The organism is Bacteroides sp. 1_1_14 (genome assembly GCF_000162515.1).
GTDB lineage: Bacteria > Bacteroidota > Bacteroidia > Bacteroidales > Bacteroidaceae > Bacteroides > Bacteroides thetaiotaomicron.
In genome coordinates this window covers 829,802-849,887 of the sequence record NZ_GG774702.1, presented here as the reverse complement: position 1 = coordinate 849,887, position 20,086 = coordinate 829,802, and the positions used below count along the sequence as shown (strand labels likewise).

Annotated in this window: 15 protein-coding genes and 1 pseudogene; 5 read left to right on the top strand and 11 right to left on the bottom strand. The window is 45.2% G+C overall.

The features are described 5' to 3' along the window. The 3 genes and pseudogenes from HMPREF9007_RS0124575 to HMPREF9007_RS21165 all read left to right on the top strand — a co-directional run. A pseudogene (locus HMPREF9007_RS0124575) lies at positions 1–383 on the top strand (gfo/Idh/MocA family oxidoreductase); the annotation flags it as partial. A 52-nt stretch (positions 384–435) separates the two neighbouring features. Continuing rightward, complete coding sequence (locus HMPREF9007_RS21160) at positions 436–1,308, top strand: DUF1080 domain-containing protein (protein ID WP_008760104.1); 873 nt, start codon at positions 436–438, stop codon at positions 1,306–1,308. 11 nt (positions 1,309–1,319) lie between these two features. Continuing rightward, positions 1,320–2,195 carry a sugar phosphate isomerase/epimerase gene (locus HMPREF9007_RS21165; protein ID WP_008760103.1) on the top strand — a complete coding sequence of 292 codons (876 nt, stop codon included), beginning with the start codon at positions 1,320–1,322 and terminating at the stop codon, positions 2,193–2,195. Positions 2,196–2,432: 237 nt separating this feature from the next. Here HMPREF9007_RS21165 and HMPREF9007_RS21170 read toward each other — a convergent pair whose 3' ends face one another. Beyond that, complete coding sequence (locus HMPREF9007_RS21170; RefSeq protein ID WP_008760102.1) at positions 2,433–3,305, bottom strand: thiol-activated cytolysin family protein; 873 nt, start codon at positions 3,303–3,305, stop codon at positions 2,433–2,435. Between the two features lie 10 nt (positions 3,306–3,315). After that, positions 3,316–4,035 carry a hypothetical protein gene (locus tag HMPREF9007_RS0124570; RefSeq protein WP_032850073.1) on the bottom strand — a complete coding sequence of 240 codons (720 nt, stop codon included), beginning with the start codon at positions 4,033–4,035 and terminating at the stop codon, positions 3,316–3,318. Between the two features lie 820 nt (positions 4,036–4,855). Between HMPREF9007_RS0124570 and HMPREF9007_RS21175 the strand changes: the two genes are divergently transcribed. Then, positions 4,856–5,269, top strand: a complete 414-nt coding sequence (locus HMPREF9007_RS21175) for an HU family DNA-binding protein (RefSeq protein ID WP_008760098.1) — start codon at positions 4,856–4,858, stop codon at positions 5,267–5,269. A 4-nt stretch (positions 5,270–5,273) separates the two neighbouring features. After that, entirely contained in the window at positions 5,274–7,073 is a 1,800-nt protein-coding gene (locus tag HMPREF9007_RS21180) for a hypothetical protein (RefSeq protein ID WP_008760097.1), read from the top strand. A 227-nt stretch (positions 7,074–7,300) separates the two neighbouring features. Here the strand turns inward: HMPREF9007_RS21180 and ccsA are convergent, their stop codons facing one another. The 9 genes from ccsA to HMPREF9007_RS21225 form a co-directional block, all read right to left on the bottom strand. Then, a complete protein-coding gene (ccsA, locus tag HMPREF9007_RS21185) occupies positions 7,301–9,736 on the bottom strand; it encodes a cytochrome c biogenesis protein CcsA (protein WP_008760096.1) in 2,436 nt (811 codons plus the stop codon). A gap of 13 nt (positions 9,737–9,749) precedes the next feature. After that, complete coding sequence (locus HMPREF9007_RS21190) at positions 9,750–10,835, bottom strand: PTS cellobiose transporter subunit IIC (RefSeq protein ID WP_008760095.1); 1,086 nt, start codon at positions 10,833–10,835, stop codon at positions 9,750–9,752. 99 nt (positions 10,836–10,934) lie between these two features. Further along, positions 10,935–11,825: a hypothetical protein gene (locus HMPREF9007_RS21195; RefSeq protein ID WP_008760094.1), complete on the bottom strand. Its 891-nt coding sequence runs from the start codon at positions 11,823–11,825 to the stop codon at positions 10,935–10,937. A 36-nt stretch (positions 11,826–11,861) separates the two neighbouring features. Beyond that, positions 11,862–13,661 (bottom strand): YncE family protein, encoded by a 1,800-nt coding sequence (locus HMPREF9007_RS21200; RefSeq protein ID WP_032850071.1) that lies wholly within the window; start codon positions 13,659–13,661, stop codon positions 11,862–11,864. Further along, the gene (locus HMPREF9007_RS21205; RefSeq protein ID WP_008760092.1) at positions 13,661–16,195 is read right to left on the bottom strand and encodes a hypothetical protein; all 2,535 of its coding nucleotides are present in this window, start codon (positions 16,193–16,195) and stop codon (positions 13,661–13,663) included. The genes HMPREF9007_RS21200 and HMPREF9007_RS21205 overlap by 1 nt, the downstream gene beginning before the upstream one ends. A 44-nt stretch (positions 16,196–16,239) precedes the next feature. Further along, on the bottom strand, positions 16,240–16,956 hold the full coding sequence (gene deoC / locus HMPREF9007_RS21210; RefSeq protein WP_008760091.1) for a deoxyribose-phosphate aldolase: 717 nt from the start codon (positions 16,954–16,956) through the stop codon (positions 16,240–16,242). Positions 16,957–16,995: 39 nt separating this feature from the next. After that, entirely contained in the window at positions 16,996–18,030 is a 1,035-nt protein-coding gene (locus HMPREF9007_RS21215) for a zinc-binding dehydrogenase (protein ID WP_008760090.1), read from the bottom strand. Between the two features lie 24 nt (positions 18,031–18,054). Then, positions 18,055–19,572: a xylulokinase gene (xylB, locus tag HMPREF9007_RS21220; protein WP_008760089.1), complete on the bottom strand. Its 1,518-nt coding sequence runs from the start codon at positions 19,570–19,572 to the stop codon at positions 18,055–18,057. 28 nt (positions 19,573–19,600) lie between these two features. Then, a complete protein-coding gene (locus HMPREF9007_RS21225) occupies positions 19,601–20,080 on the bottom strand; it encodes a hypothetical protein (RefSeq protein WP_008760088.1) in 480 nt (159 codons plus the stop codon). Positions 20,081–20,086: the final 6 nt, after the last annotated feature.

Sequence of the window (20,086 nt, the reverse complement as noted above, 5' to 3'; positions counted from 1 at the left end):
GAAAGTATGCCGCCGTGTCAAGTGTTCTCATGAGATGGACTGGGTACGCGCCTTGTAAGGAAGACAAATCCAACCGCGTGATGCCGAAAGCGGATTTCTCCGAATCGGGACCGATGAATGAAATGGTGGTAATGGGTGTATTGGCTATCCGTCTGCAAGGATTGAACAAGACACTGGAATGGGACGGCGCCAATATGTGCTTCACCAATATCGGTGATAATGAAACACTCAGAACCTGCATTAAGGACGGATTTACGATTCATGATGGTCACCCGTCATTCAACAAGACCTGGACAGATCCGATCAACGCGAAACAATTCGCAGCCGAACTGGTGAAACATAACTATCGCGAAGGATGGAAGTTGCCTGATATGCCACGATAACACGATAAAAGTAAGTTAAGAATTAAAGATTAAAAATTAAATAGTTATTATTATGAAGAAAGTATTTTATCCATTAGCTTGTTGTCTTGCAGCGGGAGTTTTAGTTTCCTGCAGCGGTCAGAAGAAATCCGGGAGTGCTCAGGAAGAGCAATCGGCAAACGAAGTAGCATTATCATATTCAAAATCATTAAAAGCAGCAGAGATGGATAGCTTGCAATTACCGGTAGATGCGGATGGTTACATCACTATCTTTGACGGCAAAACATTTAATGGATGGCGTGGTTATGGCAAGGACAGAGTTCCTTCCAAATGGACTATCGAAGACGGTTGCATCAAGTTTAACGGTTCCGGTGGCGGTGAAGCGCAGGATGGTGATGGCGGAGACCTGATCTTTGCCCACAAATTCAAAAATTTCGAACTGGAAATGGAATGGAAGGTTTCCAAAGGCGGTAACTCCGGTATCTTCTATCTGGCTCAGGAAGTGACTTCTAAAGATAAGGACGGTAACGACGTGCTCGAACCTATTTATATTTCCGCACCTGAATATCAGGTATTGGACAATGACAATCATCCGGATGCAAAATTGGGTAAAGACAATAACCGTCAGTCGGCTTCTTTATATGACATGATTCCGGCAGTTCCTCAGAATGCGAAACCTTTCGGCGAATGGAACAAGGCTAAGATTATGGTTTATAAAGGTACTGTTGTTCACGGACAGAATGACGAGAATGTACTCGAATACCACTTGTGGACCAAACAATGGACTGACCTTTTGCAAGCCAGCAAATTCAGCCAGGACAAATGGCCGTTGGCTTTCGAACTGTTGAATAATTGCGGTGGCGAAAACCACGAAGGATTTATCGGAATGCAGGATCACGGTGATGACGTTTGGTTCCGCAATATCCGCGTGAAAGTTCTTGACTAATGTAATATATCATGAAAACGAACTATTTATTAATCTTATTCGCATTGCTGCTGGCAATTCCGCAGGCAGCAGATGCAAAAAAGAAGAAAGACATTGCCATACAACTCTATTCGGTCAGAGACATCATAAATAATGGAACCGACCTCAACGTAGTTTTGAAGAATCTGGCGCAAATGGGATACACCAGCATCGAAGCCGCCAATTATGATAATGGCAAGTTCTATGGCAAAACTCCGGAAGAGTTTAAAAATGCTGTCGAAAAGGCTGGTATGAAAGTACTGTCTTCACATTGTTCCAGAGGATTGTCGGACAAGGAAGTGGCTTCCGGAGATTTCTCCGAGTCACTGAAATGGTGGGATCAAAGCATTGCCGCTCATAAAGCAGCAGGCATGAAATACATCGTAAATCCGGGAATCGGTGTTCCTAAAACAATGAAAGAGATGAAGATGTATTGCGACTATTTCAATGAAATAGGCAAAAGATGTCAACAGAACGGTATGAAATTTGGATATCATAATCATGCGCATGAATTTCAGAAAGTAGAAAATCAAGCGGTTATGTTGGACTATATGATTGAGAATACCAATCCTGAGTATGTCTTTTTTCAGATGGATGTATATTGGATAGTCAGAGGGCAGCACAGTCCTGTGGACTATTTCAACAAGTATCCGGGACGTTTCACCGTGCTTCATATCAAAGATGACAAAGAAATCGGAGATAGTGGTATGGTCGGATTCGATGCTATCTTCAGAAATGCAAAGGTTGCCGGCGTAAAGCATATTGTTGCTGAAATAGAAGGGTACAGTTGTCCTGTAGAGGAAAGTGTCAAGAAGAGTCTGGATTATTTGCTCGATGCTCCTTTTGTGAAGGCGTCTTATAGTAAATAGAAGTAAATACAGAAATAAGGAAACAGTAGGTTCACGCATCATTGCTTGAGTCTACTGTTTTTTTCTTAGTACTGCCCGGCTATTATTCTGAAAGATATGCGAAGTATTTATATACCAGATCATCGATGGCACTATAAAAGAAAACTTCTTCAAAACTACATGAACTTATTATTAGAACTGCTAATAATAAGGCAGGTATCACAATATGTGTTTGGGAAAGTTCTAATTTTTAAAATATTAGTTTGTAAACTTGTTAACAAAGACAGAATTATCTTTTAACCAGGCTGCTGTAAAGAAAATGGGGACCCCAAAATCATTTGGACTGATATCAGAGTTTATATAATCCAGTAGGTACTCCAAAGGGTTATCCGGTGTTATGTTTTCATTGGCAAGAGGATCCAAAATTAGTCCTCTGATTATTGAGCTAGCCATAATTGATTTGCTTTTTTCTGATATATCTCCCTTCTTGGTAGTGGATTTATTTAAGATCTCATTCAACGCAACCTTTACATCCTGATAATTAAGATCCGATTCAACAATTAGAATTGATCGTCTTCCAAATTCTATAGAACCAACATAAATAAGTTCGCTTAATTGCTCTTGGACTATCGGAGAGTTGCTCAGTTCCTCCTCAGGCATATCCATAGCAATGGAAAAATAACTCTGACTAATATCTAATACTGCCACTGTTTTATGAATTGGATTAGGAGATGTTATTTTGAATAAGTCGGATAGATCTATTTCCTCACCGAAAAATAAAGCTAGCTGTTCATAAGAATCTATCTGCTTCAACGTAAATGAAAACTGATAGTTAGGTTTCAATACATTATTTTCTTGCAGCTTTTGCTGAATAGCCCTAAGCATATTATCGTATGAAGGTATAATCGTTTCGGATTTTAAAGGCAAACTATAGCTAATTGTAATAGGATTCATTGGCACATTAAGAAGTTGATGTAGACCGTTAACATCATTCGCTTTCATAATACCGCCAATAAATACCTCATAAGGGTTTTTGACCGCAAACTTAGTTGACGTATACTGATTATGTTGAGCAAAACTGCTAACATGGAGAATAGAAAAGAAAATGATATATATTATTACTGCTTTCATGTTTTCTATATTAAAGTTTAACTTCCGGGATTAATTCAAATGTGTACTGTACTCTTAGCCACGCCACCTGATTCTTTAGATTGTTACTGTTTCCACCCAAATATGTAACCAATTCGGAATATGATAATAATGAATATTTCTGCCCTATCACCGATAATGAACCATGCATATTGTTATCCTTTACCCAAAAGAAACCTGTATTAAGGATAAATGTGATTTCCCCATCTTTACTTCCACAATAGTCCCATATGCCAGTAACGCCATTGTATAAATATAAATCACCCTTATTCCATTCGGCTTTATACTCCTGAATTAACCCGCCTCGTTTGATGATTGATACAGAATCATTTTTGAATATAATTTTTTCAGGTTGAAACATTGTCACACGATCCCCAAAATACAGACTGGACTTATCAATATCTACTACCCCAGGTTCCTGTCCAGCTGGTTTATACTGTAATTCCACAATATTCATGGATTTCGGGTAATAGCTCAAAACGTTTATTGATGGCTGCTCAATGATCTTATGGTTATCATCAGAGCAAGATGTAGCCGCAATTGACACAAACAATATTAATAATAAAGAATTTAAATACCGCAATATCACTTTATCGCACCCTATAATCTGCAGGCATTGCCTACTTTGGCTCACTGAAAAAAAATCAAGTGTATTTTTAGATATGCTATCTAATGTTACTAATAGGGATAATGGTGCTTTTCTTTTTATCATCGCTAATATTTTTATAATAAGTATATTATATATAATATTTTATCCTGACTAAATATGTTTTGTTTGCAGGGTTTACCTCACAAACATATAAAAAACAGGAATGTTCTCATACAAACCCAATATTACTCCCAAAAGCTGAGATTTAACACTTTCAGTATATTTGAATCTCTTTACACAACCGGACCTAAAACGGCTTAAATAAGGAGCAAACTTACCGGATTTGTTGATATAACTGAGATCAAAAAGCAATAGCAAGACGACTACCCAACTGAGATTTGGCCAAGTTCTGTTTAATTTCACAAAAAAATAGCGCATCTCGAACGAACGAGGTGCGCTAATAATATCCCACCGAAATAAGCTTATAGATTTATATATTAAATTCCCAATATAGATTTAAGTTTCTGCAGATCTGCAGCTTGATCACTAATCCGTAATAATTATTTCTATAAATTACTCGCTAATCATTCTCCTTATCAAATCTCTATTCCTCGGATCATCCGCATTGATCACCTCACCATCTCCACGACCTAACTTTTTACGTTCTTCCTCGCTAATTTTCTTGTTAGTCCAGTACTTATTCTTACCTTTGCATCGTCTTAACCGACAAGATGTTTTTACCAATTCATAAGGAAGAGTTAATTGTTTTTCCCACACAAACTAAAAATAATCCCTTATCTTTTAGCAACTTCATCTGTATGAATTAATCTGTTACATTTGAGCAACTATCCAGTTACACTTGTGCAATATTCCAGTTACACTTGTCTAGCACCGAAGTTATTCAACTGCATATAATCAATGGCTATTCAAAAAAGGAATTATTATGAGCATACTTTACAAAACAACCCGCTTCGCGGATACATTCACGGGAGATAAGGAGACAAATGTCCGGGTACAACTGTTATCATGGGATACACTGGACACCAAAGCATTCGTAGAATATCTGGCAACCAAATACAACCTATCCAAAGGAGAAGCATACAAAAGCCTCAGCATAGTACTGGAAGGAATGGAAGCCGTACTGAAAGACGGAAACATACTCAATCTGGACGACTTCGGCAGTTTCTCTCTAAACGGAAATTTCTGTGAAGACAAAGAGCCGGACGAAAACCACAGGGCAGAATCCATCCAAGTAAAAAACGTAGTTTTTAAAGCGGACAAGAATCTGAAGAAACGTATTTCAGCTGCCGGATTTGAGAAGTACAATCCAAAGAAACACAATAAACGGAAATATTAACTGCATGGAATACGATCGAATTTACTCCATCCGGAAAGGAGAATACTTTGCGGATGCGCTAAAACGTGCAGGAAAAGATTTTATTCCTACCAATTGCATCATCAACAAACTGCTGCCGGGACTGGGTGCCACGCACTGTGAACTCACAGCACCACGCAAATCCATTATCATCGAACCGAATGTACCCGTCATCGAGTCGAAAGCAAGGGTACATAAGAATGCACTTGCCGTCTATAAAGGTGTAAGCATCCGGCAGATCGCCGACTTTCTGGAAACAAATCGGGAGAAGGATTACAAACTACTGACTACCCCCGAAGGCTTCAACAAGATAAAGGAAGCCATGCAAACGGTGGATATAGATATGTATACGGAATGCTTCATCTTGTTTGATGAATGCGAGAAGCTGGTACAGGACGTGCACTACCGTGACTCTATCCGCGAACCGATGAACGATTTCTTCCGTTTCCAGAACAAGGCACTGATTTCCGCTACGCCTATCGTACCCGAAAAGGACAGTCGTTTTGACGGTTTCATGCGGGTATTGATTCAGCCGGATTATGTCTATCGGCAGAAACTGAAACTGATTACTACCAACAATGTGCTGGAAACCCTGCAGGAAGTGATTGAAGCCAAGAGAGGAACTGTCTGTATTTTCTGTAACAGTATAGATTCGATAGACAGCTTCTACCGGTTGATACCCGAACTAAGCAATGCCTGCACATTCTGTAGCGAAGACGGACAATACAAGCTCTGGAAAGGAAACCGCCGCAAAAAGTCAATGATGATCACCGAACTGGAACGTTACAATTTCTTCACCTCCCGCTTCTACTCAGCGGTAGACATACTCTGCAAAAATCCGCCTCATGTGATTTTCGTCAGTGACTTGTATGGTGCCGCGCAATCCGTTATTGACCCTGCCACCGAGGCAATCCAGATTATCGGACGTTTCCGGGGCGGAGTCAACAGTGTGACACACATCGCTTCTATCCGACCGGAACTGGAATGTATGTCTTCTTCTGAAATCGATCACTGGATTCAGGGAGCTTCCACCATTTTCTACGGCTGGAAAGCGCAACTGGCACGGACTACCAACATAGGCGAACGCACCTTACTACAAGAGGCCATCGGAGAAAACTCTTACCTCCCTTATCTGGACGAAAACGGAAAGCCAGATTCGTTTCTGATAGCCAACTTCTATGAAAAGGAACAAGTGAAACGCCTGTACACCTCTGCCGATCTGCTGCACCTTGCTTACGAGCAGACCGGATATTTTGTCTTCTCGCACGAAGAACGCCTGATGCCGGTTTCGGATAATGAACGCATGGCTATCCAGCATCGTCTGGCAAAGAAGAAACGGGCAGAACTGATCGTCCGGAAACTGGAAGAGATGGAAAAGATGAGCAGAGCTACCGACAAGAAAATACAGAAAAGGTATCAGCGTATGTTGATGAATCTGATTACTTCTACCGCCGACAGGTATATATACGACTGTTTCTGCCGCTTCGGAGCGGAATTTGTACGGGAAGCCGATTATAATGAGAATAAATTGCGGACGGCACTAAATGTGAGTAGCGAGCATACGATTAAGAAGTCCGGGCAAATGCGGACATATATCCAACGTGCTTTTCCTGTGGGTGCTGAAATATCCGTGCAGGAAGCGAAAAGTATGCTCAGACAGGTATATAAAAAGATGGGATTAAACACGGGACGGGGTATAACGACGAAAGAACTGGAACAATATGCGGAAATAGAAAACAGCAGGAATCGCGAAGCCAGAATGATTAAAATACTGAAACACAAATAAATGAAAAAAAAATGCAGTTTTGATCCGGAAAAAGACAAAAACATCCTATAGTTTTTTGCAAACTTATTTTAAAAACAAGGCATTTTCAGAGGTAAACCACTGATTACAAACGCTGTGACATTTTTGTTTATCCCCGTATAATACTTAGAATAAAGACAAAAATGTCACAAGCGGCTAATTCTATTATTTGCCGAAACATATTTAGGTAAAACGGCAATTTTCCCGAATCATGAATACTTTTTCAAACGCCTGCGTGCAAAGAGAGCCAAAGCAAGCACAACGCACAAACCCGCTCCCCATATCCATAACAGTAAATCTCCCCCTTCGGTCTTTCCATAAGAGTGCAAGCCGCTCAGGTAGTAGTTTACTCCAAACCAAGTCATGATAATGGAGAGAATGGAGACTACGGACAGCAAATTGAAACACCAGGTTGTTTTACCTTTCAGCAGCGGGATAAAACGGATATGAAGTACCAGTGCGTAGACAACAATAGAGATTAACGCCCATGTTTCTTTCGGGTCCCATCCCCAGTATCTGCCCCATGAGACATTCGCCCAGATGGCACCGAGAAAGGTTCCTGCCGCCATAAAGAATAAGCCGAGAATCATTGCCATTTCATTCAGTAAGGTAAACTCACGTATACGGAAGAGAAGCTTCACCCGATTGGTGGCAGAAAGCAGATTCATCAAGATAAGATTAAACAGTCCCGTCAGCGCACAAAGTGCAAAGAATACATAGCCGATCATGATAATGGCGACATGAGACATCAGCCAATACGACTGAAGCACCGGAACCAAAGGAGTTATTTCCGGATTCAGATGGTTCAGTCCTGCCACGAAAAGCATGATTCCGCCTAACAGTCCGGCAAGCGCAGGGAGAATACGGAAACGCCGGGCAAACAAGAGGCCTCCGCCAACGAGCAGCCAGGAAGTGCAGATCATTGATTCGTAAGCATTCGCCCACGGTGCACGTTCGGAGATATACCAGCGCAGTAAGACACCGGTCGTGTGTGCAAGGAAAGCAGCGATCAGAAGAACAATCAGTATGCTACTCAGTCTGCTCCCCCATTTGAAATCCGCGATAATCTCTCCGCAGGCTATGAAAAGTAAGATTCCGCCCAAAATCAGGTAAGCCAGACGACACCAGAAGAACAGGTTTAACTGATTATAGAGAAGCTCCGCTTTTACTCTCTGATTGTCAATAGCGGGAGTTTTACTTTTTGCCTGCTGGAAGATATGCATCATATCGACAATCTTGTCCGCTTCTTTCCAGTTATTAGTGCGGACACCATTACCCAATTCGTAGATATACCAATCCATGATTTTAGAAACAAACAGGGAATCCTTATCATGAAAGACGGTTTGTTCGTCACCTGCCGAGTACCATTTTCCCTGAACGTCGTTTTCGTCCGGGAAGAGGGGCAGAAGTTGATGTTGCATAATACGGTAGACAATATTCACCGATTCATCCAATTTTAACAAATCCGAATCCATTCGTTTCCGTTCTGAAGCGGATTTTGCATAGATGGCATTCACTTCATCGGTCAGCACATAATTGCCATCGGCATCAAAGACATCCTGCCATGCGATGTATTTGCCGTCTCTTCCGAACCGTTGAAGAATTTCTTTATTATCGACCTTGATAAAAGGATAGCCACCCCACTCATCCGGAAAAGCGAGAAGATTCAGAAAGAACTGGTCTGAATTGATGTTGTTCAGCTTGTCCGCTCCGTAAAGTTTGCGCAGAATGGCGGAAGTGTAACTGTTGACAGGTTCAAGGCGACCATTAGGATTGAGCAGTACCAGACTGCCGAATTTCCGGGCGTGCGAAGCAGGGATGCAAGGTAGCTGCGAAGAAGAAAGCGTTTCCTGCGCATATAACGCCTGTGTACCCAAAGTACCGGATAGACCTAAGAAGAGAAGCAGACAGAAAGGAGCACGCTTTTTCATCTCCCCCAGTTCTCTGCGCAAACGACCGAAACGGGACTTCTTACTGAACAGAGTCAGCACAAAGCCAGCGAACAGCAGGAAATAGCCGATATAGGTAATCTGCATACCGGGACGGTCATAACTCACGGACAACACCGTGCCCTGCTCATCCGGATCGAACGAAGACTGAAACAAGCGATAACCATCCACTTCAATCACCTTATTCATCCGGACCGTAGCCTGCAAAGGAGTTTCATTCCCCTTCTTTATCACCAGATCGCTTTCGTAAGACATCGGACTGTGAGAGCCCGGATAACGCTTTAACCGGAAATCATCGAGAGTGACAGAAAAAGGCAGGGAGGCATTTCCCATCCCTGCCCCTTCATCGCGCATCATGCGGTCCACCGTTTCCCCCTCACGGATGTGCATGATTCCTGTTACTCCTGCATAGTGAGTAACAGCCGCCCCCAACCAGATAAAAACAAAAGCCCCATGAAAGATCAGACTTCCTTTACTGATTCTTTTGAAATAACCTCCCTGAAGAAACATGGCCAACAGATTGACAGCCTGCAAGAGTTGCAACAAAATAAACCACGGAGCATAATAAAAGCATTCGCGCGCAACGGCCGGACCGGACGAATTTTCCACAAAAGTGGCGATTGCCAGTACCAACGCATAAACTCCCGCTAATACGTACATCAAAATCGGAGAAGCGATCAATCGAATCAGTTTCATCAGTTTTCTGTTTTTACAAATAAGCAATACCTTCTATTTCTACAAGCAGTTCTTCCCTGCATACATCGGCATAAAGATAGACAATAGGAACATCAGGACAAAGTTTGTCCATATCTTCTTTTACAATCTTTGCATCCTCCTCATGCTTCAGATACACACGGAGAAGTTCCAGCTTGCCGGAATGTTCCGGAAGTTTCTCTCTCCCTTCTTCCAGACCAATCAGATGCTGAATGTTCTCCAGCGTGATTTCCGTCTGCACAAGCACATCGCCCGTCACTATACTTTCTTCACCACGAATGGCGGCTGTGCCGGATATATAAATCATCTCCCGTTGATGATCGGACAACGATTTGCCTCTTTCAAACTTGGGAGTTCCCTTCTCCGCATCCGTCCGGTGGCTGATCAGGACTTCATCCGAATAGACATGAGCAGCTTTCTGCCAGTCATTATCCAACGGGATAATCTCTATTCCTCCTTTGACGGCATTGAAATCGACCAGTATTCCACCATGCTGCGTCCCGATCCCTGTAGCCGCCGGATATCCGGAAGCCCATTCCGAAGAAGCATAAAACTGCGAACGTATATCATTAAAATCCTGATAACACTGATTGCCGTGCACAATATCCGTGATGCGTTCCAGATAATTCCACTGGCGGACAATATCACCGAAGCTCATCTGCTCCGCTTTCAGAATTTCTTCCGCTTTCCCGAACACCTGCTCCGACTGTTCGCGGACAGGAAGAGTCAAATCATCGGCATAGAGTCCTCCCGCTATTATTTCCCGATAATGACCGGAAGTAACCCGAAGGTAGCGGACGGAAGAAGCCATCTGTTCTTCTACCGTCACTTCCTCACCGGCAGTTGCCGGCAACGAATGGACTTCCATGACCAGTTCTCCGACCAAAGGCTTTTGGGCTACGAGCGAAAGGACCGGACGGGGAGAAACGAAATGCTCATCCACCCATTGTTCCAGAAAAGACCGTTGGAGCTGATATTCCCGATTATCCTCACAGAATGTAAAGAATACAAGACGGACCACTTTTCCCCCATATTCCTTTCCTCCCCTGCGAACGGCTGACAGCAGTAATTCTTCTGCCATTCGTTCCCAGCTTTTTCCTTCCGCTTTATAGATCTCACATTTTATCCGATAATATTTCATATTGCAAACTTCAATGATTTTTTATGCCACAGACATCAATTAATGATACGAAGCTACTCCCGCCGGCTTATCTGTACTATATACGGAAGACATCGTCTGTAGTTCCGGAGTATTCTCCAGAGAGTAGAGCACATTCTTCTGGCGGTCTACCAGCAGCAGATGTACTTTCTCTTTCGGGTTCACGTGTCCCGTCCAGTTCGTAATCAGGAAACGTCCGTCGGAGAAGTACTGAAAACCTCCGAGAAACTTCAAAGGCTTTCCGGGAATATCCGCATTCGATATTTCCCAGATCGTTTTTCCTTCCGGAGTCACTTCTATCAATCTCGGGTTCTGATCTTTATCGGCAACAGCTATCAGCGTATGTCCGTTAGGCAGGCGAGTCAGAGAATGAGGACCGCCGGGAACATCCAGCTTCCACACCACCTTGCCGTTTGCATCATACTCCTTCACACACTGGTCTCCATAATGAGCTACGAGGAAATGACCGTTATCCAGCCGCCGTGCATTACGCATGAATGCGAATCCGCCATCCTTCACGCCTTTCGGCAGGATGCAGGTTTCTTTCACAATCTTCCCTTTGGGAGATATCTCCAGCATCCGTCCGGTAACACATTCGCCAACGAAAGTATTACCATTCTTCAGACGTTGGCAGGCAAAGACCGGACTTTTTGATTCATAATGGAAAATGGTATCGTTCTGACGGGTCATTTCGAGTACTCCGTGTCCGGTGGTGAAGAGGATATTGCCGTTAGGCAATATCCACAAATCATTAGAATCGGGCGCTTTGTGCTTCCACACCATTTGGTTGTTTTCCATCACAAATACGATTCCCTGCGAATAATCGGCTCCGGCAAACGTCTTGGTCTGTGCAAACAGAGAAGAGGCAGAGAGCAGAAGCGACAAAAACGCAACACTACATATCTTTATCATTATTATTCTATGTATTAATATAAACAGATATCTTCTTTACAAAGACAACACATACTCTTCCAGTTCTTCCAATTCCTTCTCAGTGACAGGCTTATGAGGTCCGTGAACTTTCAGCATATCCTTCATCGAATAGCTGCGCCCGTCATAAAGATAGGGAGCTGTACGCCAGCATTCATTCAGTGCCGGAACATCCATAGACAGTCCCTTGTCCGGACCTGTTGTCCAGCCTACCTTATACTGTTTCTGATCTGTATAGTACTCTCCGGAATGGCAGCTCGCACAGTTTTCCTCAAAAATCTTCTTTCCCTTCTTTGCCTTACCGGAAAGTTTACCGTTCACAAGGTATGGGCTTGGCAACGGTTTCAGGGATTTCAGATATTCATCGATGGATTCGTATATTTCGTCTTCACCTTCCATAAACAGAATATACTTCACACCCGAACGTACCGCTACTTCGGCATTCTTACGGATACCGGTCGCCATACAGGGCGGAGTCTGATGCGAAAGCAAAAGTGTCTTGGTATTCTTCGGGTTACCCATACCGTCATTCAGCAAGTCCCAGTTAAGTCCGTCCATGCGGGCGTCATTCGGATGACAGGTAGCACAGCTCTGCCAGTTCTGGAAACAAATAGTAGCGTCATGGAAATACATATCACCCTTTCCGACTTTCGTGAAAGCCAGCGGAGCACCCAAAACCTGCTTCTTCAGATTCTTGCCGTTCAAATCCATAGACACCAATTCCGAAGTATAATAGTTGGCAGTGAAAATCTTATCTCCGGTAGCAACAACCGAACGGGGGCCTTTCCCCTGTGTCGGGATAAAGTCGCGGATACCATATAAGAATCCCGCATCATTCGGAATATTATTCCATGACTTCACGGAAGGCGTCACCATCTCTCCCTGCTTTGCCTTCGTCAGACGTTCGTGCAAAGCAATGCGGTCAATACGAACCAGCTCCTGACTTCCGGCAGCAGCTACGATAATCTGTTTATCATCCGGAGTGACAATCACCGACCACGGATTGGCGGCTCCCTTCTGAGGAGTATCCAACAATACGGAAGTCAGCAATTTCCTCGCCTTCAGGTCGATGATGGACAGCGTGTTTGTAGCCATCCATCCACGGTCCAGCTGATTGGTAGGCAACTGATAACGGGCAATCAAGTGAGTGACATACGCATACGTCTGATTTTTATCTACCGCTACAGACTTCGCATCGGTAGCACCGTTCGGCAACATGATGCGTCCCGTCACCTTCTTTGAAGGGACATCTACGATATCGAGCTGCACTGCAATAGGATAAGCCGTAGAAGGCATTTCCGGCAGATTGTTGGCTATCAGCAGACAAGAGTCTCCTGCAAACGGAGCCATAGCCACCGGTTCACGACCGATTGCAATCTTTGTCTTTACCTTGCGGGTTGCCGGATCTATTTCCCACAACTCGTTGTTGAAGCGCTGTGTCACCCAAAGTGATTTGGACACCGGACTATACAAGATATCCGAAGGCGTAGCACCGCTCTTTGTTTTTGACTGCACCGAAAGTTTCTTTCCATCCAGTTCGTACATCATGCCGGTGTTTCCGTCGCATACCACCCAGAGGTTGCCGGATGGGTCTTGTGTCATGGCGTTGACGGGCGAAGAAAGGGTCACTTTCTGTTCCGCCTTCTGTCCGTCGGACGACATTTTGATTAATTCATTGCCTGCCCTGTTCGTTACAAACAAGGACTTTCCACTGTCCGCCAGAAACAAACGATCCGGCGAAACCGTCTTTGCATCTTCTTTCCAACTAGCGCAAAGAAGTATAGCTATGATACTAACAGGTATCAATATCTTTTTCATTATTTCTGTTGTTTAGTTTGAAGAGATTGAATGTACTGGCGAATATTCTCCTGTTCCTCCATGCGGGCTTGTTTCCGCTTCTTATCGTAGCGGTCGTAAAACTCCCGGTCATGATCCGACCAGTTGTTCGCTTCCCGATAGTCACCGATCTGAGGAACGAGCAAGTCGATCCAGAGAGAAACTTTACGTATCTCCTGCGGTGTCAGTTTCGTACCTCCATGACCCTCTTCCAGACGCTTGATCAGATTACTCTTGTTGGACCCTGCAAAATAAGGAGGCAACAAAGTAGGCTGGGACAAAGCGCTGATCCAGTTTACTTCCGGATGATGGGCATCCCCTCTCCATGCTCTGTCGGGACCATCCGGACGGGCATGAGTCAGACTGAGATATGAATCCGTATATTTTCTTTTACTCTGTTTGTCCACTACCTTCAGTTCTCCTTTCAGGCTCATCGGGTGTTTCACTCCGTCATGACAAGAGATACAATTTCGGTCCCAGATAGGCTGAATCTCTTTCAGATAGCTGAAGTTACGTTCTCCCATTTCATCTTCCGGATCCAATGCCTTGATTCCTTTGTCCATTGCCATGGATACCCGATGACCTGCCACCGGAACCGTATTCTTATGTTCATGGCATCCTACACAACTCTGAACTTCGTTCGGCTGCAAGGTAGACCAGCTGCGCATCGTCTGCACTACCCTGCCCTTTTCGTCCAACGCCTGGAAGTAAAGCGGCCTGCGGGCAGGTACTTTAAAGAAAGCGGAACCGTCGGGATATACATCCGTCACTCCGATCACTCTCTTCACGTCCCAAGCGGCATTGCCGACTCCTACCGGAGAACTTGCCAATGCACCACCTCCCTCATCATTACCATTCACTTCGCCTACACCGGCTGCACGGAATTGAATTTCTACGATACGAAGCTGTTTGATCGTTCCGGGAGCCACTCCTTTCAAGCCATTCCCTTCATAGATATTCTGCATATAATATACTCCTTCATTCTTCGTATAGTCTACAGAAGACGAACGATGGAACGGACGTTTACGGGGAGCAAGCAAGATGGGCTGATTGCAGGATATTTTCGAATCGGCAACCAGCAATTCACGTTCTCCGTTTGCATTCATCCAGTAAATGCCGAACTCCATCGGATGTCCGATATGATATCCCAGCGGAGTATAGGAAATCAGAAACTCCGTCTCGTTCAACGGGAAAGGATGCTGAAACTGGTCGGTAAACTGTCCGTAGCTATCTATACGCTCTGCCTCGGGTTTGCGCACCGGAGCAACAAACATGACACCTTCATTCTCATCTCTTCCGGCTTCGGGATCAATAATACCCAATTTACCGTGCTGGGGATTATGATGTCCCATGAAGACAGTCATCACTTTACGTGTACCGGGAATCTGACGGGTATGCGCTACCGTTGTCGGGAACCAGCTGTTCATTCCGTAATATTCGGCTTGTCCCGTTCCGTCAGGATTCATCTGGAACAGGGGTTGCGCCCATACTTGTCCGCGGTCATTATAGTCCCAACGAGTGTAAACTACACGACCGTCATCAAGTAAAGTCGGCGTAGTAGTATGCACCTGGTCGAAACCTACCTGACGCATATAACGTCCTTCACGGTCACAGAGGTACATATTGCTGACTTCGGTAAACCAGCAATCCACCGCACTTCCGCTACGGGTAGAGTTGAAAAGTATATTCTCATCCGGCAGATAGATACCTTCGATATCAGCGTGTCCTTTTCCAAAAGTCAGTTGCTTGACTTCACGTGTCTTTAAATCCATCTCATACAAATGGAAATCATCGTCTTTTGCAGACTTCTTCCAGGAGAAAAGCAGGTGCTGACCGTCAAAATGAAGATTCGGATCACGATATACACCGTCTTCGTCCGTCAACAGTGTTTCTTCCTCCGCCCAGATACCGTTCATCTTAATCTTCGACAGCGAACCGCCTGCAAAGTAGTTGCACTCTGCACGGGCATCGGAAACGCCTTCGGTATAGGCAAAGAAAGAAGGACGCAACGTTCTGAACTTCGTAAAAACAATCTCCGGCTGATTGGCAGTGAAAGTTTCCAGACGTTCGGCACGTCTTCTCTCGCACGCTTTCAGATAAGACAGGAAAGCGGCTTCGATACTTTCCGGATTATCATTGACAGCAGTAGTAATGTTCAGCTTCTGCATACGAAGGGAAAGCTGCCGGCTGAAAGAACCTCTGAACCAGTTTACATCTTTCCCGTCCTTTATATCTTTCGCATCATTTCCATCCTGTAGCCACCAGTCATAATAAACCGGATAATCATGCATCAACATCCGATGTGTATCTCTTACTTTACGCTCCAGCTCTTCCCTGTGATTCTCTTTCTTCTTTATCGTCTGAACCTCCGCAAACTGCTTCTGCATTTCGGCGATAAAACCTTTTGTGTCGGTTGGCTGGAAAGAAGTGTCCTTCGCCTGCCAGGCGAGGAACGGGACGAGCATGCAACATGCCAGCCCCCACTTCAACCATTTTATTAATTTCGATCTTATCATTTCAAATTCCTGTTTACCTTAAATTTACCTTTCCGAACCGGACATTACAGACCTTTCTTCAACTCTTTGTAAGCTTCTACAATCTGAATACCGCTTGAAGTACCGATGCGGGTAGCACCCACCTGAATCAATGCCAGTGCCGTATCGAGGTCGCGGATACCGCCTGCGGCTTTCACACCGATCACCGGACCTACCACACGACGCATCAATTCAACATCATGCACGTTGGCGCCTGCCGTACCGAATCCGGTAGAAGTTTTTACGAAGTCCACACCTGCTTCCTTTGCAATGCGGCATACGGTTTCTTTCTCTTCGTCAGTCAGGTAGCAAGTTTCAAGAATCACTTTACAGATCACACCGGCAGGTTTGCAGATAGAAACCATATCTTCGATTTCTTTCTTTACAATGTCTGTCTGTCCCTTCTGCAAAGCACGGACATTGATGACCGTATCAATTTCGGTAGCTCCCTTGGCAATGGCATCACGGGTTTCGAATGCCTTGCACTCTACGGTATTCTGTCCCAGAGGGAAACCGATGGCCGCTCCTACACGTACACCCGAACCTTCCAACAGTTTGACACAGGTTTCCACTTCCGCAGGGTTGATGGCTACCATCGCAAACTTATACTGACGGGCTTCCGCACAGAGTTTTTCGATGTTCTCCGCTGTTCCGAAAGGTTTCAGAAAGGTATGGTCAATCATTCCTGCCAGTTGTTCTACTGATAAATTCGCAATCACTTCGTTTATATTTTTCTTTTCCATTGTTTTGAGTCGTTTAATATGTTAGTTAATTGTTAGTTCTTAAAAAGTCAGTACACATTTCAATACTTCACCCCGTTTCACGGCAGCGAAGGCTTCTTCGATTTCTTCGATTTTGAAACGGTGCGTGATGAAGTCGGAAGCGGAAAGTGTGCCTTCTTCAATCCATTGTGCCAGCGTGGTCATAGCCGCTTTTTCTTCCGAACGGGTAGGCCACTGGTGCATATGCAGGTCGAAGTTATAAGGCGCTTTCGACAAATCAAATGTCGGATTCTTCGTCATGACACCATATACACAGACATCACCGCCCATTTTTACCAACGGCAATACGGAATTGACTACTACATCGAGTCCTACGGCATCAATCACGGCATCGTAAGAACGATTGGCGGAGGCTATAAACTCCGGCGTGCTGATTTCGGCAGGTGTATATCCGTTGTCCGCTCCCATCCGGCGGGCTACTTCCAGTTTGGCAGGAAGCATATCAACGATGTCAATCTGCCCCAAGCCGAACAGCTTGCCCAACTTGACGAAGCTCAGTCCTACAGGACCGGAACCTACCACTATCACTTTCTTTCCCGGAGTCAGGTTGAAATCCTTGAAAGCGCCCAGCACTTCACGCCAGGTGCAGGAGATCACCGCTTCTTCCGGCTGCACATGAGCAGGAACCGAGTTCTGAATCTCAAAGCTATCCCAGCATCCCTGTTCGGGGGTAGCCAGTCCTTCTTCTTTCAGTACCTCGAAATCGTTCACCACTACATATTCGCTGAAACCGCCCCAGCCACTGTTAATTCCCTGCGCGCCAAAGTCGGAGATCAAACCGCCGATAGCCCGGTCGCCTACTTTAAAGTTGCGTACTTTCTCGCCTACGGCCACTACAATTCCTGCATTCTCGTGTCCCAAAGCCAGAGGATAAGTATCTACTCCGGGAAAATGTCCCGCAATCAGTTTGCTGTCAGTCGCATTGCACAGTGCCACCATTTCTGTTTTCACCAACGCCTGATAAGCATTGATGACAGGAGTTTCGACCTCTCGTATTTCTATTTTGCCGGGAGCCGGCACAATTACAGATTTCATCGTATTCTTATTCATTTTTATAGGTTATAGTTCAGTTTTTGCTATCTCTGTGTACATCCCACACAAGGCGTGATAAGCCTGATCGAAAACAGGCATCCACGCTTCGTACTTCTTCACATTTTCGGGAATAGGCTGCACCGTCTGCTCGATACGGACAAAACGGTCGATTACAGAGAAATCAGGGAAAACACCTGCACCGATACCCGCAAGGATGGCCGCTCCCATCGAAGTTGCCTCTTCGAGATAGTTAGGCACACGGATTTCCGCCTGATAGATGTCCGCCATCATCTGACGCCAGACAGGATTCTGAGCACAGCCGCCAATCACCGTCATGCGGTCGATAGGAACATGCTTGCGGAATATATTGATGATAAATCCGAGATTTAAGGTTATTCCTTCCATCACGGCACGCAACATATCACCATGTTTATGTCCCAGCGTCAGACCGATGAAAGCTCCTTTGGCATCAACGTTCCAGCGGGGAGTACGTTCACCCAGCATATAGGGAAGGAACAGGAGTTTGTTCGCACCTATCGGAGAGGCAATGATCTGTTCGTCGATCAGTTCGAACACGCTGCGTCCCGATTGAGCCGCCAGTGCCTGTTCATTCTGGCAAAGTTGGTTAATCATCCAGTTGTAGGATGATCCTGCCGCCTGCATCGTTCCCGACGGGTGCAACATGCCGGGTACTACGTGTGCCCAGTTCATGGTACGGCGTTGTTCGTCTACAATCGGCTTTTCGACCGTCAGTGCTACCCAGGAAGAAGAGCCCAGATAGTTGTACGCAGTGCCCGGAGCCACACAGCCGACACCTACTCCGGCACAGCTACCGTCGCCACCGCCACAGATGACGGGTGTTCCGGCAAGCAGTCCTGTCTCACGGGCAGCTTCGTTGGTGATTTCTCCGATCACGTCAATCGACGAACGGACTTCGGGGAATAAAGAAAGATCGAGCTCTGCGGCTTCTATAATCTCTTCACTCCATTGCCAGCGGTTCAAATCGTAGGCATTGGTTCCCGACGCATCCGAAGGATCTGTGGCGATAGTACCGCACAAACGGTAGTTGATGTAATCTTTCGCATTCAGCATTTTGGCAGTCTGCGCAAAGATTTCCGGTTCGTGCTTCTTTACCCACATCAGTTTTTCCACAGAGTAAGAGGCGCTGATCCGATGTCCCGTGATTTCGTAGAAATGGAGAGGGTCTATCTTTTCGGTCAACTTTGCTTCTTCTTCCTGCGAACGCTGGTCGCAATAGAGCATATGCGGACGAAGCGGATTACCGTCTTTATCTACGCAAAGACATCCCATCATTTGTCCGCTAAGAGCTACTCCGGCAATATCATTGGGTGATACCAGTTCGAGAAGTGCCTGTGTTGTGTCAACGATGGCTTTCCACCAATGGTGCGGATTCTGTTCCGCCCGGTTGCCGGAAGCATAGTCGGTAGGATAAGCAGCGGTACGCGAAGCTATCAACAGCCCCGATTCATCGAACAAAGTGGCTTTGTTCCCACTGGTACCCAAGTCATGTGCTAATATATACATTTTATATTTTCCTTTTCAGTTAATTGAATTAGAGTGCCGCATTCGTGTATCCGGTAAGGCCGACGAAGATTCCTCCGACAATGCCGCCCAGTATAATAACTACCCAACGTGGAAACGCTTCTTTCAGCAATCCGCCGCGTGTGCCTTTCGGTGCGCAGAGCACGTCTGCAAAGATGAATCCCATCGCAATCGCCCAGCCCATGTCTACCCAAGGGGCACTGCCACGATTCCCCTGATGGATCAGGCTGAACTGCATCGGCAAGCCGTCGGCATCGTTCAGCAATCCGGTAGAGAAGCCGAATCCGGGCAGTTTATGATTAACCAGCCAGAACGTTCCGATGATAAGGGCGGCTGCCATGAATCCGCCTATCGGACCAAAGTCCTTCACCAGCTTGGGCCAGCTCATCAATACGGTAAATGTCACGGCAAAAGCCCCGAAAATAGTGGTGATGATTCCGGCATGATACATACCGAACATCTCATTATAGGTTTGTAACCATTCGCTCATTGTGTT